Genomic DNA, 22,051 nt, shown 5'->3' on the forward strand with positions numbered 1-22,051 from the left:
TTAGAAAATTCGAATTTATAGAGTAAAGCGTAAAACATGTCAGATTTAGAATGGATATACGGTATACATGCCGTGGAAAATGCGTTGACCCAACAGCCTGAACGCGTCAAAGAAGTGCGCTTTCAAGAAGGTCGTGATGACAAGAAAAACCAACGTTTGGTACAGCTTTGTAAATCCAATAAAGTGCGTTACAGCGTGGTGCCTCGTAAAGAGTTGGATCAGCTTTTTACGAAAAACAAAGAGCGAGCGGTTCATCAGGGCGTCGTGGCTTATACCACCATGGCCAAAGCGGGTAATGAAGCGGATTTACACACGTTGGTTGCAGGGTTAGATGAAACGCCACTGATCATTATTTTGGACGGAGTAACCGACCCACATAATTTGGGTGCGTGTTTACGAAGTGCTGATGCGGCGGGCGCTCATGCGGTGGTTATGCCGAAAGACAATTCTGCGCCGTTAAATGCAACGGTCAGTAAAGTGGCTTGCGGTGCCGCGGAAAGTATCCCCGTTTATGCGGTGACCAACCTTGCTCGTACAATGAAGAAATTACAAGATCAAGGTGTTTGGATCTTTGGTACGGCAGGCGAAGCAACACAAACCATCTACGAACATGATTTGTCTATTCCGACGGCCATTGTGATGGGTGCGGAAGGTGACGGTATGCGTCGTCTAACTCGTGAACAATGTGATTATCTGGTTAAGCTGCCAATGGCAGGTGTGGTGTCCAGTTTGAATGTGTCAGTTGCGACTGGAATTTGCTTGTTTGAAGTGGTTCGTCAGCGTGCCGCAAAAGTGAAAGCGTAAGGGGTAAGGCGTGTTTCAGCAGTTCACAATTCAAGCGCCATTGTCTGCGATTGATTCCGAGTTACAGCAGAAAATTGATAATAAAACCAAGCCCTTAGGGGCGTTGGGTGAATTAGAAAAGATTGCTTTTCAATTGGGGAAAATCCAGCAAACAGTCATGCCGGATGTGTCAAAGCCTAAAATGATTGTGTTTGCCGCCGACCATGGTGTTGTAGCGCAAGGCATTAGTTTGTTTCCTCAGGAGGTGACGCCCCAAATGGTGATGAACTTCTTGATGGGTGGCGCGGCGGTGAGTGTTTTCTGCGATCAGCACAATGTGCCTTTACGAGTGGTTGATGTAGGCGTGAATGCGGCACTGGACGATCATCCTTTATTGGGTGCTCGCAAAGTGGCAATGGCGTCTAAAGACTTTAGTCAAGAAGCGGCGATGACAGCGGACGAAGCGGCTCGCGCTATTCAAGCGGGTGTTGATGAAGCTGATCTTGCGATCGATGACGGTGTGAATTTGTTGATGTTTGGAGAAATGGGCATCGGCAATACGTGTGTGTCATCTTGTATGATGACGGCGTTGATCGGCACGAGTGCATCGGACAGTGCAGGACGCGGAACTGGCTTAGATGTCGCAGGCGTTTCTCATAAAGCCAAGGTTATTGAGCAGTCATTAAAACGGGCTGAGCAAGAAACCGATCAATCAATGTCAGACTGGAGTGCGCAAACGCTGGCTGAACAAGTGGGCGGTTTTGAGATTTTGGCAATGGCGGGCGCTATGTTGCAATCGGCGCAACGTGGTACGGCTTTTGTTGTGGATGGATTTATTTGCTCTGTGGCTTTGTTGTTTGCCCAGAAGATCGCGTCGAATGTGCGTGAATACGCCATTTTTGCCCATCAGTCGAATGAAAAAGCCCACAAACTGCTACTAGAGCACTTAAATGCAGAACCGATTTTGTCCTTGGATTTGCGTCTTGGAGAAGGTTCTGGCGCCATCTTGGCGTACCCTTTGATTAAGAGTGCTTGTGTGTTTTTGACTACAATGGCCAGCTTTGAAAGCGCTGGTGTGAGCGACTCTACCTCGTGACAGTCATGCGGCTTGTTTTAATGGCAATTGCTGCATGAAACCACAACATTAAGAAGTAAATATAAATGAAAGGCATGGCAGTTGGCCCCTATTGGCAAGGCTTTAAACGCAGTCTTGTTACTTACACTCGAATCCCATTAAAAGTGGATTGGAGTGATGATATAAAGCACATCCCAGCGGTGTGCTTTTTGCCATGGATCGGTATCGTTGTTGCGTTAATCAGCGCTTGGCCGCTTTGGTTTGATTGGTCTTCTTCGTTGCAAGCAATCTTGATGCTATTGACCGCGGTGTTGTTGACGGGCGGATTTCATGAAGATGGACTAATGGATGCATGTGACGGCTTGATTGGTGGTTGGGACAAAGAGCAGCGTTTGACTATCATGAAAGATTCACGAATCGGCAGTTATGCTGCTTTATCAATTTGGTTTTCTTTGTCGCTAAAATGGCTGTTGCTTAGTGAGCTGTTGGACATCATTCCACCTTCTTTTTTAGGGTTTATTTATACTCTGTCGGCTTGGTGTGCCGTGCATGTGATGGCGAGAGTGATTCCCTTAGGTCTAATGAGTTGCCTTGACTATGTGACCATGGGGCAGAGCAAAGCATCTACTATGATTGCCAAACTAACGCCGTGCCAGTGGGGTGTCGCGTTGGCGCCTTGTCTTGTTATTGGCTTTTTAGCATTTAACGTTTTGGATTTGATTACTGTCTTATTAATTGCAACCGGTCTGACTATTTTGATGCGAATGTATTTGCGTCAAAAAATAGAAGGTTTTAACGGTGATACATTAGGAGCGAGTGAACAAATAGGCGAAATTCTTATCATCACATGTTTGCTGGTATCCTATTCGTGAAATTGTTTTTGGTTCGCCACCCACGTCCTGATGTACAAAAAGGCTTGTGTTACGGTGATATGGATGTGCCGCTAGTGCAAGGTTGGGAAGAGGGCGCAAAGGCGTTAAAAGAGTCATTGTCTTTGTCCTTTGATGCGGTTTCAACGATTGGTTATCACAGTCCATTGAGTCGCGCAGCGCAACTCGCTGAGTTTGTTTGTGATGGCCGTTCGCAATCTGTTGATGCTCTTAAAGAGCTGGATTTCGGAGATTGGGAAGGCGTGTGTTGGCAGGATATTCCCAAGGCTGAAATCGATCTTTGGGCCGACGATATCGTGTATGCGACACCTTATAATGGTGAGTCGTTACAGGCTGTGGCGGACCGCGTTTGGCAATGGTGGTTGTCGGTGAAAGACTCGCCAGCCGACAATGTTGTCGTGGTCGCTCATTCTGGTGTGATCAAGGTGTTTGTCAGTTTGCTTTGCCAATGGCCTTTGGCACAATGCCATCGTATTAATGTCGGTTTCAGCAGTGTGACGGAATTTTCGATTCAAGGCGACTTTGTATCACTGACGCGTTTGGGCGCGGGTGACTGGGTTTCTGCTTAGGTTTTTTGAGATATAAAAGAGAATGCTACTATATTTTTTGGGTATGTTTGGGATTGCTGCGTTCGCCATCACAGGTGTTATTTCGTCAGGTAAAAAAGACATGGATCTTTTTAGCGTGGTATTTTTGGGCATGGTGACGTCGCTTGGTGGCGGTACAATTCGAGATACTGTGTTGTCCGTCGAAGCCGTATATTGGGTAAAAGATACCTCCTATTTGTGGGTGGCATTTTTGTCTTCTGTGTTGGCATTTTTTACCGTGCGATTGATTGAAAATAGGCAAACCGTTTTCCATTATGCCGATTCATTTGGTTTGGCTTTGTTTACCGTTGTGGCGACCGAAAAGGTATTGAATCTTGGTTTTCCACCAACAATAGCGATCACCATGGGGATTATAACTGGGGTGGCTGGCGGTATTATTCGTGATGTATTGAGCCATCGTCCGCCTTTGGTGTTGGGGCGAGAGTTTTATGCTACGCCCGCATTTTTGGGCGCGCTGCTGTTAGTGTTGCTTGAAAAAAACATACCCACACATGAATTTAACTCGATTTACGCCGTGGCATTAGTCTTTATACTTAGGGTGTTTGCGATACACAAAGATTTGTATTATCCCAGTTGGTTGTTGTACAAAAAACGATAGTACAAAAAAAATAGCATAAAAGAGATAAATGATGATGACGCTTTCACCAGAACAAAAAGCAAAGGCGCAAGAAACAGAACAAGCTGAAAAAAATGAAGCTCGCTTGTTGAAAAAAAAAGCGGTAGTTGACCAGCGTATCGCGGCAGCAACGGAAGAGCGCGGTGTGACTATTTTGCTGACTGGCAACGGTAAAGGCAAAAGTTCCAGTGCGTTTGGTACGATGGCGAGAGCATTAGGTCATGGTCAAAAAAGTGCAGTCATTCAGTTTATCAAAGGCCGCAAAGCGACGGGTGAGCAGTTGTTTTTCGGTTCACATCCATTGGTGGATTTTCATGTTATGGGACACGGTTTCACGTGGGAAACTCGTAACCCTGAATTGGAAAAAGAAGCGGCAGAACAAGCTTGGGCTTTAGCGAAGAAAATGTTGTCTGATCCAAGCGTGCATTTTGTTTTGCTAGATGAAATTACCTACATGTACAAATATGGTTATCTGAATGAAGATGACTTGATCGCTGCGTTAGCGGCACGTCCGCTTCATCAAAATGTGATGATGACAGGCCGCACAGCACCAAGAGCGCTATTAGATAGTGTTGATACGCACAGCAAGATTGCAAATGAACGTCATGCTTTTGCACATGGTGTGAAAGCGCAAGTGGGCATTGAATGGTAGTTCGCTTTGCGAGCTACAATACCGCACTGAGCCGAACGCATTCCGGAGGGCTGTTAACCGCAATACAATCTGGCAAGGACAAACAGGTACTTGCCACTGTCGCGCTATTGCAAGAAGTGCGCGCCGATATACTCTTGCTGAATGAGGTGGATTTTGATGCTTCTGGCGAGACCGCCCGTCTTTTACAAGGCTTACTAAGAAAACCTTCCGCTTCCAATCCGGGTTTAGACTACCCCTTTTCTTTTTGTCAGCCAGTCAATACTGGCATGCCTTCAGGTCGAGATTTTGACAAAGACGGCGTTGCTACGAATAAAGGCGCCGATGCCTTAGGTTTTGGGGATTTTCCTGGCCAATATGGCATGCTGTTATTGTCTCGCTTTCCAATAAATCATTCGGCTTCTCGGACTTTTCAACACTTCCTATGGCGTGATATGCCAAATGCACGTTTACCAAAACACCCATCTGGTGACGCTTGGTTTGATGAGGGTGATTTGGCGGTGTTGCCAATATCGTCTAAATCGCATTGGGATATTGTGGTTCAGGTGAACGGGCAAGATCTGCATTGTTTGTGTTCTCATCCTACACCGCCTGTTTTTGATGGCGCTGAACGGAGAAACTTTTGTCGCAACCAAGACGAAATTCGTTTTTGGTCAGACTACCTTTCAAAGGCGCCTTATTTTATTGACGATCAAGGACGTCGAGGTGGGTTTGCTTTTGATGATATTAATTCTGCCGACTTTGTGTTGATGGGCGATTTGAATGCATCATCCTATGAGGGTGATTCGGATCGATCAGCGATTCACAATTTATTAACACACCCTATGATGTCTGCAATAGATTTTCCACGCAGCGTGGGTGGCATTGATCACTCTCCAAAAGGCAATAAAAAATACAGTGCTTATCATACTGCCGTGTGGCGAATGCAGGCTGATTACGTTAGGCCTAGCTATTTGCTAAAAACGGTAGGGCAGGCGGTCTTTTGGCCAAGCTTGCACGACGCTACATATTCTCTTCTTAAAAACACATCTGACCATCGTCTTGTCTATCTTGATGTAACCACCGCGCGCTAAAAATTAAATGAGATTTATTCTCAAATAAGCTGGATTTATTTCAGATCTTTTACGATAATGATTCTCATTAGGTTTTATTAATCCATTACAAAGATCGCGGAGAAAATAATGCAGAACTGGGAGCGTTTAACAAGACAAGCAAATAGAGCTTTTTCAAATCATGCTTTTTCGGAAGCTGTTGAACTCAATCAGCAGGCATTATCGCAAGCAGAAATGTCATTTGATGATGATTTTTATCGTGATGCTGAATCGGCTGTTGCGGCGGCTGCGGTTAGCTTTCTAAACATCGCTGAGTCGTATACCGCGCTGGGCGATTTCATTTCTGCGAATACTCAATATGAAAATGCGGTCAACTTTTTACAAGCCATTATTGTTCGTCCTGATGTGGATGATGAGCAAAGAGGTTTGATTATGAGAACAGCGACGCATATTCGTTTCGAATGGGAGTTGTTCACGCAAAGCCACAGTAAGCATGTCTCCGCTCAGAGCAAAGCCTTAATGCAGGCCTTGTCTCATGCCGTTTCTGGTTCTGGTTCAAAAGTAATGGTTCGCCATTAATCGTTTTCTCCATCTAACATGATTCATAAGGATAATTATATGAAATCTGTTTTTACTACCATGTTGTTCAGTTGTTTTGTGGTTATGAGCCAAATAGCTCAGGCGCACCCCGGCCATGACCACTCCCATTGGTCAAGTGAACCTATCCATATTTTGACCATGTCCGCGATTGGTGGACTCATAGTGAGTGGCTTGATTTATAAGCAATGTATTCGCCGTCGTAAAAAATTCGAGCAGAAGGATATTAACCATGATGCATAGTTTGATTAAAACACTCGACAAAGTTATTCGCTTTAAAACAGCACAAGCCCATTGCGATATCCCCTGCAAAATTTATGACCCAGCGACGGCTCAGTTAGCGGCGTTAAGTTGTGTTCGTTTGATGGATTTGATCAAAGAGGTCGAAGACAAAGGCGCATTGGCTGTAGCGGATTACGCACAGATAGCTCGTTTAGTGGGTGAAAAAGAGTCTGCTAGCACCGAGGTTAAAGACGCGATTCGCATTATCTGGGGAGACTATTTTAAAGCGCCTCAATTTGAGCAGGTACCAAGTGCGCATAATTTAACGCACAGCATTATGTTACAGGCGTCAAAGTGTAAGCAAGGTATTGACCGAGCGGAAGGTGAAAAGTTAGTTGCTTTAGTGAATGAATTTGCAGAAGCTTTTTGGTTGACGAAAGGCGTACCGACGTATCGTGCGTCTTGCCCATATCCGCCTATGCTAGATATCGTATACCCAGATTTAAAAGGGTGATTTAACGTGTGATATTAAGGGATTATTTATGCCCTTAATATCACTGGCTTACTGTGAAATGATGAAAGGAGTCAAATATGCTTCACTTAATTAAAGTAGAAGGGGAAAGTATGGCCCCTCGTTTATGCAATGGTGATTTTGTGTTTACCAGTCGCTGGTATAAAAAACTAAAAGTGGGACATCTTGTTGTAGTGGACCATGCATTGTATGGGTTTATTGTAAAAAAAGTTCTGCATATCGCACCAGATGGTCAGCTTTGGTTAGGAGGTGAAAGTAATAAGAGCCTGCAATCTGAGCGTATTGGTTGGGTATCGTCACGACGGGTTATAGGTAAGGTTATAGGGCGTATCTGCGCGTCTTAATTAGGTGTACAAAAAACAAGACACTTTCTTATATCTGATCAAAATTGCTTTGCGCTCTGATGTTGGTCTTACGGTTATTTTTCTCTAGAATCCTCGCTTCAAAATCCTTACTATTTTATTAAGTCAGAGAGAAATCCATGTCGACAGCAGAGCTACCTAAGGTGAAAAAACACACGCGTCTTGAAGATGCCCAAGCCGTCATTCTTGGAACCTTAATTATCGCGTTAGGTGTTAATCTTTTTACTCATGCTGGTTTGTTAACGGGTGGTTCAGCTGGACTGGCTTTTTTGATTCAATACTCAACGTCTTTGACGTTTGGTCAGGCGTTTTTCATTATTAATATTCCTTTCTATCTTCTAGCGGTTATCCACTTTGGCTGGGAATTTACGATCAAGACGTTTTTGTCTGTTTTTTGTCTGTCTGTTTTTTCTGATGTGACGCCGATGTTAGTTACCTTTGAACAGGTAAATCCTATTTACGCCAGTGTTGCAGGTGGTTTCCTGATGGGGGTGGGTTTTTTGATGCTGTTCCGTCATAACGCAAGCTTGGGTGGCTTAAACATTCTGGCGCGCTATTTATCAGAAAAATATGGTATCTCAATGGGGAAATTTCAGATGATGGTGGATTGTATGATCGTGCTACTCTCCGTGTTTGTAGTGGATTACACCTTAATCATTATCTCTATCGTGGGAGCGATTGCGCTGAACATGATCATTGCGGTCAATCATAAACCGGGTCGATACATGGGAAATGTCTAGAGCGTATCGATTACGGTGATGGATACTGTGAAAGCGGCTATATATTAGCCGCTTTTTTTGTGCCTATGAAAGCTTAAGCTGAGGTGACGATTCCTAAGAGGCTGTCCATCAGGTAATATTACGCCTATCAAAAAGACAGAGGAATAGAGTTTGGAGTTACTTAAAGTAGACAATCTTAATCCCTACTTAGATGATCTTGTTGAGTTGCTGTGTGACGCCGTTGATTCCGGCGCTCCGATTGGGTTTTTACCACCAATGAGCGAGTTAGAAGCGAAAGCTTACTGGCAAACCATTCATGATGATTTGCAAGAAAATGCCCGCCAAGTTTTATTGGTTCGTGAAGACGATAAAGTGGTCGGCAGTGTACAAATTGCGATGTCGCCAAAAGCCAATGCATTGCACCGTTGCGATGTCGAAAAGCTGATGGTTCATACTCAAGCACGAGAGAACGGACTTGGCAGCATATTGATGCAAGGTGTTGAACGTGTTGCTGCCGCCATGCAAAGGCAGCTCCTCATGTTGGAAGTCAGAAGCGACGATATTGCCCATGATATGTATGTTAATATGGGCTATATTCCCTTTGGTGAAGTGCCTGGATACACTCGCAGCGCAAACGGTATGTTGCACAATGCCACGTTCTTCTACAAAGAAATTGAAACCACCCACGAAGTATTTTCTTAACCTTATAAAGCCATAGGCGACTCCATTGAGACTTGATTTTTATTTATCCCACGTGACTGAACTAGCACGTAAAGCGGCCAAAATTGCGGCATCAAAAGGCCGTGTTACCGTAAATGGTGAGGTGGTAAAAAAGGCCAACTACACAGTGCAGGAAGGCGATAAAATTTGTCTTGATGACACTTTGTTAGCATGGCCTTCAGAAGGCTATTACATGCTGCACAAACCCGCTGGTTATGTATGTGCAAACCAAGACCCAGAACACCCAACGGTATTAGACCTTATTCCTTCGCACCTTGGCCAAACCTTAAACATTGTTGGGCGTTTAGACAAAGACACAACGGGTTTATTGCTGCTGACAACCGATGGACAATGGCTACATCGAATTACATCGCCACGTAGTGCTTGTAACAAACGTTACCGTATGATGTTGAGTGAACGCATCAGTGATGAAGCGCTAAAGCAGTTGGAAGAAGGTGTCATGCTGAACGGTGAATCAGAACCGACGTTACCTGCTGTGGCTGAGCGTATTAGTGAATGTGATATTTATCTGACGATTCAAGAGGGGAAATATCATCAGGTAAAACGAATGTTGGCGGCAGTCGGTAACAAAGTAGAAGAACTGCATCGTGATCAGATTGGTGCTTTATCGCTTGATACAGACTTAGGCATTGGTGAGTTCCGTGCGCTGACTGAAGAAGAAGTCGCGTACTTTTAATCACTTAGCCGTTTGATAAATTACGATTTTATAAGAGAAGTAAGCATGAAAGAATTATCGATAGATGAGCGCGTTCAACTCTTGGTTGCGCCTGACAGCGAACGTTTAGCGTATTTTGTTGAACACACTAAAGCCACTGAATTGGTGTGGAGCTTGAGTGACAAAGAAGGTTTCATAATGCTTGAAACCGACGATGGTGATTGTGTCATGGTTTGGCCTGATGAAGCGTTTGCAGCCCAATGGGCAACGGAAGATTGGGAGGATTGCGAGCCAGTATCTGTGTCTCTTAATACATTTAAAACCGAGTGGTTGCCCAACCTTATGGCAGACAATGTGACAGTAGCGGTTTTCCCGAATATCGAAGACGAAGGTATGTTGTCGACAGCGGAAGAACTCACTGCATTACTGGCTTAAAACAATAGAACTAAGGACTCAGTTTTCCCATGAGCAAACGTCAAAATCACCGTGAAGAAGTCTTTATTAAAATATTGGATGCCGCTGAAATTGAATTTGGCTTGAAAGGGTACAATGGCGCCAGCCTGCAGCATATTGCTGAGCGTGCGGGTTTGCCTAAACCAAATATCATTTATTATTTTCAGTCTAAGGCCAATTTGTATAAACAAGTGCTTGATCAAACATTGATGGGGTGGAACGACCTTTTTGATCGCGCGACGATAAACGATGATCCGGCGCATGTCTTGGACGGCTTTATTCGAGTGAAGCTCAAGCAAAGTTTCGAGAAAGGTGCGACGTCGCGGTTGTTTGCGATGGAAGTGATTGGTGGTGCGCTGCACATTGGCGACTATTTGAAAGAAGAGCTTAGGCCTTGGTTTATGTCACGAGTGGCATTGCTTCAAGGTTGGATGGACGCGGGGAAAATGCGTCAATGTGACCCTGCTAGTGTGATCTTTATGATCTGGTCAACCACGCAACATTACGCCGATTTCGAAGCGCAAGTGTTAGCGCTAAGCGGTGTTGAATCGCTGACCGACGGAGATTTACAGCGGATCGGTGACACCGTAAGCGGGATTATTCTTGCTGGTTGTGGCCTGAGTTTACCCACCGAAAGCTAGTTCGTCGCGTTGCTTCTTATGTTATTTTTTGGCTTCTCTTAATTGATGAATGTGTTGAACCAAAGCCCGTAATTTTGCGGGCTTTGCTGGTTTTGCCATATAGGTAATTTGCTGTTTTTTGCATTCACTGATCAATTCAGGATCGCGTAATGCGGTAATCAGCACGGCAGGAATGTCTTTGCCTGCTCGCGTTCTTAGTGCCTTAATCAAAGACAAGCCGTCTTTGTTTTCATCAAGGTGATAATCCACCAGCAATAACTCGGCTTCACCTTCGGCTTCTATAGCGTCATCAAAGTGATTGAATGTACGACAATCGCACTGCCAGTGGGTTAATAACGTATTCATTGCTGTTAGATTGTTTCGTTCATCATCAATACACCAGACATAACAATGCGCCAGTTTTTCTTGAGGTATTGAAGCGGGTGGGGGAGTTGGCAAATCTACCACCAGATCGCTTTGAGCTAAGGGTATTTTTATACTAAAGCAGCTGCCTTTACCGGGAACAGAATGTATTTCTGTCGTCAAGCCGAGCTGCTTTTGCATACGTCGAACAAGGCCAAGCCCCAACCCCATACCGGGTTCTTGCGTGTTTTCCCAGCGGTAAAAGTCGTCGAAAATTTTGGTTTGTTCAGACGCAGGAATCCCTACTCCTGTGTCTCTTACTTGTAAATACACCGCACCTGAACGCGGCCTTACGCTTAATAATACACGTCCTTTTTGAGTATATTTCACCGCGTTAGAGACGAAGTTTTGGATGATTCGACGTAAATAAATAGGATCGGTGTGTACTCGAAAAGGGCGCATGTGTGTGGTTAATCGAATGTTTTTACTGTCCGCAATAACCCCGAACTCCGCCACAATCGGAGTGAGAATGTCTTGTAGATTACAATCCACTAATTTTGGCTGAATAGCACCTTGGTCCAAGCGCGCAATCTCGAACAAGGTTGAGATGAGCGCTTCGGTGGATTCTAGAGAATCTGATAATCGATCAATGACTTGGTTGGTGTCATTAGGAAGTTGCGTAGATTGCAATATGCCCATATAGAGTTTGGCTGCATTCAGTGGTTGTAGAATGTCGTGGCTGGCCAAAGCAAGAAATTCTGTTTTAGAAGCATTGGCTTGTTCGGCTTCAGCTTTGGCGCTAATCAACGCTTTTTCGGCTTGATTGCGGCGTTCTATTTCTTGCATCAACTCATGGTTAACACCCTGAACTTCCTCGGTGCGAGCTTCTACTCGTTTCTCCAAATCAATATTGGCTTCTTTGAGCGCTTGCTGACTTTCAATGTGTTCTGTGACGTCAGTGAAACTGGTCACAAAGCCGCCATCCGGTAGAGGGTTACCCACCATTTCTATGACTCGACCGCTGGCGCGGCGGCGTAAAAATCGGTGCGTGGTGCCTTTTCTAAGATGTTCTAAACGTTTATTGACCAACTCTTCTATATCACCCACACCACATTCACCGTGTTCAGCGTTAAAGCGAATCAGCTCTTCAACAGGCAAACCAACCGTCAGCATGCCTTCTGGATAAGGATAAAGCGATAGGTAGGTTTTATTCCACGCGACAATTCTTAGGTCTTTATCGACGACACTGATGCCTTGGTCTAAATTGTCCATGGAGACAAACAGTAAATTTTGGCTGAACTGAATGGCTTGCGTGGTTTCATCCAGATACGTCACCATTTCTTCTACCTTGATTTGTTTGTCAACCAAGATGGAGTTGATGATGGTGCGAGCGGAAGAACCGCCTAAAACACCGCCTAAAATTCGTTCGCAATAATCGACAAATAATCGGTTCGGCGAAGCGTTGCCAGGAATGGTTTGGCTGTAATCTTGTTCAAAGTTTAGCAGCACTTGTTGGCATTTTTGTTTGCCTAAAAAGGTTTCCAGTAGAACAAAAAAATCCCCATTGGTTGCTTTGCTTTTTGGTTTGAAAAAGCCCTTTTCAAGTTCTGTGGTTGGGCTGACAAACGCCGTAGCTTGGATTCTATCGATCAAGCGTTCAGTCGATAACAAAGAGCCAACCACGTAGCCAAAAATGTTTGCCAATAAACTGATAAATGCGCCGTAGCTGATCAGTTCTGAACGAGATTGTGCGCTGTTTAACCCCCAATCCATGTTGCCAGAAAGAGGCAGCATCATGAGCAATACCCAGCATAAAAAACCCAATGTTAAGCCAGTGTATACGCCGTGGGCGTGTGCACGTTTCCAGTACAAACCGCCTAGCACGGCAGGCATGAGTTGAAGTACGAGGGAGAACGCTAAGACTCCGGTGCCAGCGAGAGATTCGTTGTTGGCCATTTTTTGATAGTACAAAAAGGACAATAGTAAAATGCCGGTCATCGCTAAGCGCCGAATGGTTAATATGCGACGTCGGTATAGGGGTAAAGCTTGTTGTTGCGCACTGGCTCGCGCCAACATAATGGGTAAAATCACATCGTTGCTGATCATGATGCTTAAGGCGAATGTCGCCACAATGATCATCGCGGTTGTCGCGGACATTCCGCCTAAAAAAATCAGTATTTGCAATGGTAGATTGTCAGATACCAAAGCAAACTGAATCACATAGGTATCAGGGTTAATATCGGCGGAAAAAAGACTCTGACCAGCAATGGCAATAGGCGGAATAATGGACGCGAAAATCAGCAAATATAATGGGAACAACCAACGCGCCATATTGGATTGTTTATCACTTTGATGATCAACCACGGTGACATGGAATTGTCGCGGTAAGCAAATGACGGCGGCTGCGGACATGAAAGTTTGCATCAGAAAGGGGAAAGACAAAAATTGCTCAGAGTGCCAAACGGAATAATCCACATTCTGACTAAGCTCTTCCATATTTAGGTCTTGCGTCATGATGATCGCAACGAGGCCAACGGCGACAATCGCGATTAATTTAAACAATGACTCGGTACCAATGGCGAGCATCATGCCAGAGCGATATTCGGTTACTTCGACTTTTCGAGTGCCAAATAACATGGCAAAAATACCAATTAATATGGTCGCGACAAACACCACTAAGCTGGCAGAAGATTCGTCTTGATTCACAAATAAGGCAAAGTTAGAGCCGATGGCTTTGAGCTGTAAGGCGATATAAGGAATAACCGCGAGCATACTGATGAGTATGACCAAGGGAGCGGTAATAGGGCGCTTACCGTATCGAGAAGAAATAAAATCGGCAATGGAGGTAATGTTCTGCTTTCGACTGACGGTGATCATTTTACGTAATAGGGGAAAGGCAAAGACATACAGCAGAATTGGCCCCAACAATATGGGTAAATAACTCCAGCCAGAACGGGTCGCTTCACCGATCGAGCCGTAGAATGTCCACGCAGTACAGTAAATAGCCAAAGACAAGCTGTAGACCAGCGGGTGGCGAGTCAATTTTTTGGCGGCTGGGCTTTCTTTGTCACCCCAGATGGCAATCCAGAATAAACCTAGGACATAGAGAATGGCTAACAGGATCCAGAAAACAGTCATTGAATAAATTACCTGAACGAAGGCTGAAACGTCATTGTTGTTTTACACTTAATGTAGCACAGTCAATATAACAATCCTCTACGACTTAGGTCGCGTAGTGAGACTAGATTGTTGTTTCTTATCTGGAAATACTCTTTTTTGATCTGGTTGTCATTGGCTGAAAAGAGAGGAGTGTTAAACTTTGCTTCGATTAGAACCAATTAGGAATTATTATGAATCAACAGGTTTCCCTACCGCATATAAAAGCCTTTCATGCGCACCTTTATTACACAGATGATGCGGGCGTCATCATGGCTAAGTTAGTGGCAGAGCAAGCGGCGGAAAAATTTGATATTCGCATTGGTCGCTTCCACGAGAAGCCCGTTGGCCCACACCCTGTTTGGAGCTGTCAGCTTTCGTTTGCGTCCGAAAACTTCGGTCAAATTATCCCTTGGTTGATGTTAAATCGTCAGACTTTAAGTGTTTTTGTTCATCCTGTAACGGGAGATGATTATTTTGATCATACTCAAGGTGTGAGTTGGCTAGGGCGGGCGTACACTCTGGATGTGTCACAATTCAAACCATCGAATGCGCTATTAGAGTAAAAAATGGAGTATAAAGCAGCCATGATAATTCGACTCGCCAGTGTCAATGATGCCGCGGCTATTGCTGGAATAGCCTTGTCATTGGGTTATAAAATGGAAGCGCAGCAAAGCCTAACGGAAAACGCACTTGGGTACTTACTTGATGCTCAATATGATCGTGTGTGGGTTGCTGAGCTGAATGGTACTGTTATTGGCTGGCTTCATGCGCAACATGCTTTTCGGATGGCTTCTGTAGATTTTATTGAAATATTAGGGTTGTCTGTGTCTGAGCAGAGTCGTTTTCAGGGGGCAGGGCGAGCATTAGTGGAACGCGTTAAGGCCTGGGCATCGGAGGAACATGTGTCTTTGCGAGTTCGAACAAATGACATTCGATATGACGCGAAGAAGTTCTATTCGGCCTTAGGGTTTTCGTTAGTAAAAACACAGTCAGTCTTTCAAATTTCGTTTTAAATCTGATCAATCTCATACATCTTATTGTGGGTTTTCAAATAAATATGCAAACATCCCTTTAAAAATCGTCGAACGTACCAAACTTCTAGGTTTATACGGTAGTTATTGCGCTTATGGAACGTTATCATATTGCTACAAACTATTGTTTGGGTTCGTGTTGTGGCGGTGTGGCGCAAATTGTTTGCTGGTATCAAGCGCTCGTTCCCTTATTCATTTATACGCAGGAGAATACAATGCAAATTACAGAAAACGCCGTTGTGAGCATGCACTACACGTTGACAGACGAACAAGGCCAAGAGCTAGACTCTTCTGTTGGTCAAGAGCCTTTAGTATTTCTAAGTGGCGCACAAAACATCATCGATGGTTTAGACAAAGCACTTCAAGGTAAAGCGGCAGGCGATAAGTTGGCTGTTTCCGTAGAGCCTGAAGAAGGTTATGGCGCGATACATGAAGAGCTCATCCAAAAAGTACCGACGGAAAATTTCCAAGGCGTTGATGATATCCAAGTTGGCATGCAATTTATGGCGCAAACGCCAGGTGGTCAACAGCCAGTGACGGTGGTTGCGGTAGAAGACGACGGTATTATGTTGGATGGTAATCATCCTTTAGCCGGCAAAACATTAAATTTTGATGTTGAAATTGTTGATGTACGTGAAGCATTGGCTGAAGAGCTAGAGCACGGCCATGTGCACGGTGAAGGCGGTCATCACCACTAGGTTATAAGCCTAAACAGCGTTAACGAAAAGCGACTTTTGGAAACGAAAGTCGCTTTTTTTTTGAGTTGTAACCTGACTTTAGTTTACGCTGCAACTTAGAGGTTTGCCGCTCATTTCGCCTGACGTGTCATATGGTAATGTTCAATGCCATCTTCCATGTATGGTTCAGAAACTGTGACAAAATCATGGGATTGATAAAATCTTTCAAGATGAGATTGTGCACCAATTTTGATTGGGCTGTTTGGCCATAACGTCACGGTTTCGTTAATGGCCTGCTTCATTAGCTCATGACCCATTTTGTCTTTACGATTTTGTTTAGCAACCACGACGCGACCTATGCTGCTGTGTTCTGGATAACAATCACCTTTGGCGAGCAGTCTTGCATAGGCGACAATTTTCTTGTTTTGCATTGCAAAAAGGTGTCGAGTGTCGGCGAGTGTGTCCAAATCGTCTAAATCAGGAAAGACACAATTCTGCTCAACCACAAACACATCACAGCGCAGTTTCAGAACGTCATATAACGTGTGTGTCGAAAGCTCATCAAACCGCTGACAATGCCAAGTTACCATTACTTTTTCCTATCTTATTCTTTCAATTATACCCGTCTATATTATGCCTAGTATGTTGCATCATGAACATGAAAGCGTTGATGTGGTTATGCGTTCATTTACCTTAAGACAGTGTAGAAATCTCATAAAAGATATAACAATAAATCACTTCAAAGATGGTTAGAAATACGTTTTACTAATACCTATAAAATAATAACAACGAGGTCTATTCAATGAAAACGATACTTGATCACTTATCCCAATACGCCTTTTATCACCAAGACCGTCGTAATGTGGCGACGCACTTTGTGGGCATTCCGATGATTGTTGTTGGTATTACTATTCTCTTGTCTCGCCCGCATTTTACCTTGTTAGACATTGTTTTTACGCCAGCCCTGATTATTGCACTTGCCAGTTGTGTGTTTTATTTACGATTGGATAAAGCGGTCGGTGCGGCAATGACGGTTTTGTTTGCGTTGTCTATTGGTGTTGCTGAGAATGCGGCCTCACAGAGTACGACGTTTTGGCTAGTATCAGGAATAGGGTTGTTTGTGGTTGGTTGGATTTTTCAATTTATAGGACATTTTTTCGAAGGTAAAAAACCAGCATTTCTAGACGATGTAACAGGATTGATTATCGGGCCCTTATTCGTCTTTGTTGAACTTCTGTTTTTACTAGGGCTAAAGCAGGATTGGAAAAAGTCGATAGAACAGTTTTGCGAAGCACAAAATGAAGTAATGAAAAATAAGTAAAGTAATGATTGAGGAGAACAAAGTGACAAGGAAAAGTAGGGGGAAAGGAGCAGGTAGCGCTTATTGTATTATTCTCGCGCCATTTCCTGTGTCATAAGGCCTGTTTCATGAAGCCTGATGGAGTAAGCCAAAATGTCTGCTTTTTAATAGAAGACGCTTACCCAATTGAACGTTGTTGCAACGATAGTAATTAAGCGTGCTGAGCAGAAGTCGGTACGAAAGCCGCTTTAAGTTTTAGTGCCGCTTTTTTAATCGCTTTAAATGCAGAAGAAATGCCTTCAACAATATATTCAGCGCGTTCTGCACGAGCGATTGCTTCGTATTTTTCTGCGTCTGTTAGGTAAGCGGAGTTTACGTTTGCTAATAATTCAGCAATAGTTTGATTCTTTTTCATGGTGTGTTCCTCGTCTATGGTTGTTTGAAATCTGCATCAAAACAATCTGTGTTTTGATGCTTGTATAATAGAAACCTCAGGTAAATTAGACAAACGATAAAAAATACGCCAATAGCTGAATAAAACTAACCAATCGAATAAAACGATGATGTTACGACGGGATAGTGTAGCGTTTTAAAAAAGAGGCTGGATTTTACATTGAATCCAGCGGGCTTCCGTATTGTTTGGCGGTGTCTAATCGAATGTAGGATTTTGTACTGACGACATCGGCGTGGGCGTAGAGCTGTTTTACTACTAGATTCGTAAACTGTGTCATGTCTTCGGTACAAATCTCTACCATTAAATCCACATCGCCAGTGACACCATGAACATTGATCGCAGCGCTTTGCTGCTGTAGAAAATACATCACATTATCTCGCGCATTAGGCACATCTTTACTGACGGTCACTAGTGTCCATGCCATCACGCTATAACCCAGTTTTTGATAATTTACCTGCGCACGATAACCGCTAATAATATCCATCTCTTCCAGTTGGCGTAAGCGTCTTAAACACTGAGACTGAGAGAGGTTGATCGTTTGAGCAAGTTGTGTGTTGCTCATTCGGCCGTCCAGCTCTAGTGCTTGAATTATTTTGTAGTCTGTACGGTCTAAGGTGATTTCTTTCATATCAGTCTCTATTTAAACAATTATCTTGTATTAAGTTATGAGTTTTACCTGTAAATAGCAAACAACTTGCGTGCAGTATTCTCTATACTTTTGTGATGTCCACTTGTTTTTTATGGGCGATTTCACACTACTTTTATCAAGGAATAAGGTTATGGCATCTTTATTAGATTTAGCGTTTGTACGTTCTCAATTTCCTGCTTTTAGAGAGCCTTCTTTGTCTGGTCAGGCCTTTTTCGATAACGCCGGCGGCTCCTACGCATGTAAGGCCGTTATTGATCATTTAGATCAATATTACCGAGAAACCAAACTTCAGCCTTACCACCTTCATCCTGCGGCCCAAAAAGCGGGGGCACAGATGGATTTAGCGCATGAGCGCTTAGCCTCTTATTTGAATGTTGATGTCAAAGACGTACACCTTGGGCCTTCTACCTCTCAGAACACTTATGTTTTGGCGCAAGCCTTCGGTAAGCTTTTGAAAGCGGGTGATGAGATCATTGTGACCAATCAAGATCATGAAGCAAATATTGGTGTATGGCGTGCTTTAGCCTCGCGCGGGGTGGTCATTAAAGAGTGGCAAGTGGATGCTCAAACCGGATCATTAAACCCGGATGATTTAGAGCAACTGTTTACTGAGCACACTAAGCTGTTGGCTTTTACCCACTGTTCCAATGTTGTTGCAGACATTAACCCTGTCGCGGATATTTGCGCGCGCGCAAAAGTGGCTGGCGTTGTCACATTGGTCGATGGCGTTTCTTTTGCTGGTCATGGTTTGCCAGATGTTGGTGCTTTGGGCGCAGATATTTACTTGTTCTCTCTTTACAAGGCCTATGGCACGCACCTTGGTGTTATGGTTATTCGAGATGATATGGCGGATAAACTCGGCAATCAGGCGCATTACTTTAATCAGGCTTATCGCCAAAAATGGTTTGTACCAGCGGGGCCTGATCACGCTCAAATAGCCGCGAGTCGTGGGGTATTGGATTATTTTGATGCCCTGCACGATCATCACTTTGATGCGACGGATTCTGTTGCCGAAAAAGCTCAGCGTGTGCGAAATTTGCTGCATGATGCGGAGCAAATCTTGTTGGCTAAGCTGCTTAATTTTGTTGAGCAGCACCCCAAGCTGACTTTGCTTGGAGGCACTGATCCGACCAAAAGAGCCGCTACGGTGTCAATTATTCCTAAAGGTCAAACGGTTCAAGCATTCGCCCAGAAGCTGGTTGATCAAGGGATTATCTGCGGGGCAGGGCACTTTTATGCAGTGCGTCTATTAGAAGCTATGGGCGTGGACACAGAAACCGGCGTGGTTCGTTTGTCATTCGTGCATTATACCAGTGAAGAAGAAATGGATCAGTTGATTCATGCTTTGGATGTTGCGCTTAATTGAAATCCAATTTGATAAGGCGGATGAACGTCATCCGCCTTGCGTGTCATTACTCTGGTTCATGCGACTCTGGTTCATGCGACTCTGGTTCTTGCCAAGATTCATAGTGAACCGCTGAGCTAACGTCTCTTCTGGGAAGCCATCCTGCTCTTTCTAGGTCGGGCGTGTCATGAAATGTCTCTACATAACCGACGCATAAATACGCAATGATATCGATGGACTCGGGGATGTTGAGCGTGTCGCGTATGACTTTATCGTGGACGATGCTCACCCAACCAACGCCCATGTTTTCCGCTCTCGCCGCTAACCATAAGTTTTGCACCGCGCACACAGCGCTAAACAAATCCATTTCAGGCTTCGCAGTTCGCCCTAGTACGACAGAGCCTGTTCTGCTGCGATCACATGTAATGCAAATGCCCAATGGCGCTTCTTCAATCCCTTCTAATTTTAGGCTTTTATATTGCGTTTGACGCTCACCTTCGAACAGTTCTGTGGCTTCTGCGTGCGCTTGCAGGAATCCTTGTTTGATTTGGCTTTTGGATTCTGGTTTGGTGACAAGGATGAAGTCCCAAGGCTGCATGAAACCAACACTAGGGGCATGGTGTGCGGCCAGTAAAACGCGCTCTAAAACGTCATTTGGAATAGGGTCGGGTTTGAATTCTCGGCGAACATCACGACGCGAAAAAATTGTTTTGTAGACCGCGTCTCGTTCTTCTTGGCTGATGTTCATAATAATCGACTTTTGTTTGTTTTATGGAAAGCAGATTATTATGGGGATTGAAATCAATTTATGCCAATGAGGAAAACTCGAGTTGAGATGTATTTTTCTGGGTTTGGCTATTTAAAGCTGAAGGATTTTCTTGAAAGACTTTTTGGGAGGCTTTTTAGAAGTGATTGGAGGAAGATATAGATAAAAAAGCAGCCAATAGTGAGTATTGGCTGCTTTTAGGTTATTGTTATATTGCGTATGAATTAAAAAGGATAATGCTGGTTAGGATCTTCTACCGTGATCCAACGCTGATCTGTAAACTCTGCGATGGCTGCTTTGCCGCCAAAACGACCATAGCCAGAATTACCGACGCCACCAAATGGCATTTGCGGCTCATCGCCTACTGTTGGGCCATTAATATGGCAGATGCCACTTTTTATGGCGTTAGCGCAGGCGAGTGCGCGATTAATATCTTGAGAAAATACAGCCGAAGATAATCCGTATTCACTGTCATTGGCGACTCTAATGGCTTCGTCATCACCGTCTACACGAATGATAGACTTAACTGGGCCAAAGCTTTCTTCACTATAGATACGCATGTCACTGGTGACGCCGTCTAGTAGCGTTGCGGAAAAAAGAGCACCTTTACTTTCGCCTCCACAGATTAATTTGGCGCCTTTGGCAACAGCATCATCAATCAAAGCGTGCATTTTGTCTGATACTTCTGGATTAACCAAAGCTCCTAAGACAACCACATCACGAGGGTTACCCCAAGGTAATGTAGACGCTTTAGCACTTAGTTTTTTAACAAAGTCATCGGCAATTTTTGAGTCAACAATGACGCGTTCTGTAGACATACAAATCTGGCCTTGATTCATGAAAGCGCCAAATATAGCCGCGTTAACAGCGCCATCTATGTCGGCATCTGATAACACCACAAGTGGTGCTTTACCACCAAGTTCAAGCAGAGCAGGTTTTAAATTTTCGCCAGCCAGTCGACCAATAATTCGTCCAACTGGACTAGAACCAGTGAAGTTTACGTGGCGTACTTCAGGTGCTTCAATTAATGCTTTTACGATGTTAGGCGCGTCACTTGGATTATTGGAAATTACGTTAACTACTCCGTCAGGGAAACCTGCTTCGATAAAGCAATCAATGAGTAAACGATGGGTTAGTGGGCAAAACTCTGAACTCTTGAGGATAACAGTATTGCCACATGCTAACGGTGTGGCAATTGCTCTAGCGCCTAGAATAATAGGTGCGTTCCATGGCGCAATCGCTAAACAAACTCCCTTGGGTTTATTTACTGACATCGCCAAGGTACCCGGCTTGTTTGATGGAATAACTTCGCCGCCGATTTGCGTGGTCAGTGCAGCGGCCTCACGAATATGGCCAGCGGCTAACATGACGTTAAATCCAGCCCAAGGTCCTGTTGCGCCAGTTTCAGTAATCATCGCAGCGGTGAATTCAGCTTGTTTAGCTTCCATGATGTCAGCGGCTTTATTTAATAAAGTGCGACGTTCTGTTGGTCCCACTTGAGCCCAAGAAGTAAAGGCCTTGTGAGCGGCTTTAGTGATGGTATTAACATCGTCTAATGTCGCTGCTGCCGATACAGAGGCAACCTCGCCAGTAACAGGGTCAAGACGTGTATATTGTTTATTATTACTGGCCTTTACATCATGGCCACCAATGCTTAATAAAACGCTCATATTTTTATCCTTATTTTATATAGTCAGTTTGCACAGATAGTAGACCTACCTTATATCTGCTTT

General features: G+C 44.2%; 27 protein-coding genes. 21 read left to right on the top strand and 6 right to left on the bottom strand.

What is annotated here, in order from left to right; translation table 11 throughout:
* Positions 1-36: 36 nt before the first annotated feature.
* The 16 genes from rlmB to D104_RS19620 all read left to right on the top strand — a co-directional run bounded on the left by rlmB (position 37) and on the right by D104_RS19620 (position 10,595).
* Positions 37-804 (top strand): 23S rRNA (guanosine(2251)-2'-O)-methyltransferase RlmB, encoded by a 768-nt coding sequence (rlmB, locus tag D104_RS19545; protein ID WP_024022300.1) that lies wholly within the window; start codon positions 37-39, stop codon positions 802-804.
* A 10-nt stretch (positions 805-814) separates the two neighbouring features.
* Positions 815-1,879, top strand: coding sequence for a nicotinate-nucleotide--dimethylbenzimidazole phosphoribosyltransferase (cobT, locus tag D104_RS19550; RefSeq protein ID WP_024022301.1), 1,065 nt, complete (start codon positions 815-817; stop codon positions 1,877-1,879).
* 65 nt (positions 1,880-1,944) lie between these two features.
* Positions 1,945-2,730 carry an adenosylcobinamide-GDP ribazoletransferase gene (locus D104_RS19555; protein WP_024022302.1) on the top strand — a complete coding sequence of 262 codons (786 nt, stop codon included), beginning with the start codon at positions 1,945-1,947 and terminating at the stop codon, positions 2,728-2,730.
* A complete protein-coding gene (locus D104_RS19560; RefSeq protein ID WP_031214367.1) occupies positions 2,727-3,317 on the top strand; it encodes a histidine phosphatase family protein in 591 nt (196 codons plus the stop codon). Before D104_RS19555 ends, D104_RS19560 begins: the two co-directional genes overlap by 4 nt.
* 22 nt (positions 3,318-3,339) lie before the next feature.
* On the top strand, positions 3,340-3,954 hold the full coding sequence (locus D104_RS19565) for a trimeric intracellular cation channel family protein (protein WP_024022304.1): 615 nt from the start codon (positions 3,340-3,342) through the stop codon (positions 3,952-3,954).
* Positions 3,955-3,988: 34 nt separating this feature from the next.
* On the top strand, positions 3,989-4,624 hold the full coding sequence (cobO, locus tag D104_RS19570; protein WP_051997721.1) for a cob(I)yrinic acid a,c-diamide adenosyltransferase: 636 nt from the start codon (positions 3,989-3,991) through the stop codon (positions 4,622-4,624).
* Positions 4,618-5,694, top strand: a complete 1,077-nt coding sequence (locus D104_RS19575) for an endonuclease/exonuclease/phosphatase family protein (RefSeq protein WP_024022306.1) — start codon at positions 4,618-4,620, stop codon at positions 5,692-5,694. Before cobO ends, D104_RS19575 begins: the two co-directional genes overlap by 7 nt.
* A gap of 108 nt (positions 5,695-5,802) precedes the next feature.
* The gene (locus tag D104_RS19580; protein WP_024022307.1) at positions 5,803-6,252 is read left to right on the top strand and encodes a hypothetical protein; all 450 of its coding nucleotides are present in this window, start codon (positions 5,803-5,805) and stop codon (positions 6,250-6,252) included.
* Positions 6,253-6,291: 39 nt separating this feature from the next.
* Positions 6,292-6,513 carry a hypothetical protein gene (locus D104_RS19585; RefSeq protein WP_024022308.1) on the top strand — a complete coding sequence of 74 codons (222 nt, stop codon included), beginning with the start codon at positions 6,292-6,294 and terminating at the stop codon, positions 6,511-6,513.
* Positions 6,503-7,006, top strand: coding sequence for a superoxide dismutase, Ni (gene sodN, locus D104_RS19590; protein ID WP_024022309.1), 504 nt, complete (start codon positions 6,503-6,505; stop codon positions 7,004-7,006). The genes D104_RS19585 and sodN overlap by 11 nt, the downstream gene beginning before the upstream one ends.
* A gap of 77 nt (positions 7,007-7,083) precedes the next feature.
* Positions 7,084-7,368 carry a S24/S26 family peptidase gene (locus D104_RS19595; protein WP_024022310.1) on the top strand — a complete coding sequence of 95 codons (285 nt, stop codon included), beginning with the start codon at positions 7,084-7,086 and terminating at the stop codon, positions 7,366-7,368.
* Positions 7,369-7,505: 137 nt separating this feature from the next.
* Positions 7,506-8,126: a YitT family protein gene (locus tag D104_RS19600; protein ID WP_024022311.1), complete on the top strand. Its 621-nt coding sequence runs from the start codon at positions 7,506-7,508 to the stop codon at positions 8,124-8,126.
* A 150-nt stretch (positions 8,127-8,276) separates the two neighbouring features.
* The gene (locus tag D104_RS19605) at positions 8,277-8,807 is read left to right on the top strand and encodes a GNAT family N-acetyltransferase (RefSeq protein WP_024022312.1); all 531 of its coding nucleotides are present in this window, start codon (positions 8,277-8,279) and stop codon (positions 8,805-8,807) included.
* 25 nt (positions 8,808-8,832) lie between these two features.
* Positions 8,833-9,522 (top strand): pseudouridine synthase, encoded by a 690-nt coding sequence (locus tag D104_RS19610; protein ID WP_024022313.1) that lies wholly within the window; start codon positions 8,833-8,835, stop codon positions 9,520-9,522.
* 45 nt (positions 9,523-9,567) lie between these two features.
* Positions 9,568-9,936 (top strand): DUF2750 domain-containing protein, encoded by a 369-nt coding sequence (locus D104_RS19615; RefSeq protein WP_024022314.1) that lies wholly within the window; start codon positions 9,568-9,570, stop codon positions 9,934-9,936.
* Between the two features lie 29 nt (positions 9,937-9,965).
* Positions 9,966-10,595, top strand: coding sequence for a TetR family transcriptional regulator C-terminal domain-containing protein (locus D104_RS19620; RefSeq protein WP_024022315.1), 630 nt, complete (start codon positions 9,966-9,968; stop codon positions 10,593-10,595).
* Between the two features lie 21 nt (positions 10,596-10,616).
* Here D104_RS19620 and D104_RS19625 read toward each other — a convergent pair whose 3' ends face one another.
* Entirely contained in the window at positions 10,617-14,075 is a 3,459-nt protein-coding gene (locus D104_RS19625) for a PAS domain-containing hybrid sensor histidine kinase/response regulator (protein WP_024022316.1), read from the bottom strand.
* A 212-nt stretch (positions 14,076-14,287) separates the two neighbouring features.
* Between D104_RS19625 and D104_RS19630 the strand changes: the two genes are divergently transcribed.
* The 3 genes from D104_RS19630 (at position 14,288) to D104_RS19640 (ending at position 15,825) form a co-directional block, all read left to right on the top strand.
* Positions 14,288-14,659, top strand: coding sequence for a DOPA 4,5-dioxygenase family protein (locus D104_RS19630; protein WP_024022317.1), 372 nt, complete (start codon positions 14,288-14,290; stop codon positions 14,657-14,659).
* Positions 14,660-14,662: 3 nt separating this feature from the next.
* Positions 14,663-15,109, top strand: a complete 447-nt coding sequence (locus D104_RS19635) for a GNAT family N-acetyltransferase (protein WP_024022318.1) — start codon at positions 14,663-14,665, stop codon at positions 15,107-15,109.
* A 233-nt stretch (positions 15,110-15,342) separates the two neighbouring features.
* The gene (locus D104_RS19640) at positions 15,343-15,825 is read left to right on the top strand and encodes an FKBP-type peptidyl-prolyl cis-trans isomerase (RefSeq protein ID WP_024022319.1); all 483 of its coding nucleotides are present in this window, start codon (positions 15,343-15,345) and stop codon (positions 15,823-15,825) included.
* A 110-nt stretch (positions 15,826-15,935) separates the two neighbouring features.
* On the opposite strand, the gene D104_RS19645 is transcribed toward D104_RS19640, so the two are convergent.
* Positions 15,936-16,394: a GNAT family N-acetyltransferase gene (locus D104_RS19645; RefSeq protein WP_024022320.1), complete on the bottom strand. Its 459-nt coding sequence runs from the start codon at positions 16,392-16,394 to the stop codon at positions 15,936-15,938.
* 212 nt (positions 16,395-16,606) lie between these two features.
* Between D104_RS19645 and D104_RS19650 the strand changes: the two genes are divergently transcribed.
* Positions 16,607-17,125 (top strand): Mpo1 family 2-hydroxy fatty acid dioxygenase, encoded by a 519-nt coding sequence (locus D104_RS19650; RefSeq protein ID WP_024022321.1) that lies wholly within the window; start codon positions 16,607-16,609, stop codon positions 17,123-17,125.
* 190 nt (positions 17,126-17,315) lie between these two features.
* On the opposite strand, the gene D104_RS19655 is transcribed toward D104_RS19650, so the two are convergent.
* Positions 17,316-17,519, bottom strand: a complete 204-nt coding sequence (locus tag D104_RS19655) for an RSP_7527 family protein (protein ID WP_024022322.1) — start codon at positions 17,517-17,519, stop codon at positions 17,316-17,318.
* Between the two features lie 193 nt (positions 17,520-17,712).
* Positions 17,713-18,186 (bottom strand): Lrp/AsnC family transcriptional regulator, encoded by a 474-nt coding sequence (locus D104_RS19660; protein ID WP_024022323.1) that lies wholly within the window; start codon positions 18,184-18,186, stop codon positions 17,713-17,715.
* Between the two features lie 151 nt (positions 18,187-18,337).
* On the opposite strand from D104_RS19660, the gene D104_RS19665 reads away from it, so the two are divergent.
* A complete protein-coding gene (locus D104_RS19665; protein ID WP_024022324.1) occupies positions 18,338-19,573 on the top strand; it encodes an aminotransferase class V-fold PLP-dependent enzyme in 1,236 nt (411 codons plus the stop codon).
* Positions 19,574-19,619: 46 nt separating this feature from the next.
* On the opposite strand, the gene bluB is transcribed toward D104_RS19665, so the two are convergent.
* Entirely contained in the window at positions 19,620-20,300 is a 681-nt protein-coding gene (gene bluB / locus D104_RS19670) for a 5,6-dimethylbenzimidazole synthase (protein ID WP_024022325.1), read from the bottom strand.
* A gap of 242 nt (positions 20,301-20,542) precedes the next feature.
* Entirely contained in the window at positions 20,543-21,988 is a 1,446-nt protein-coding gene (locus D104_RS19675; RefSeq protein ID WP_024022326.1) for an aldehyde dehydrogenase, read from the bottom strand.
* Positions 21,989-22,051 lie beyond the last annotated feature (63 nt).

This window comes from Marinomonas profundimaris, assembly GCF_000508165.1.
Classification (GTDB): domain Bacteria; phylum Pseudomonadota; class Gammaproteobacteria; order Pseudomonadales; family Marinomonadaceae; genus Marinomonas; species Marinomonas profundimaris.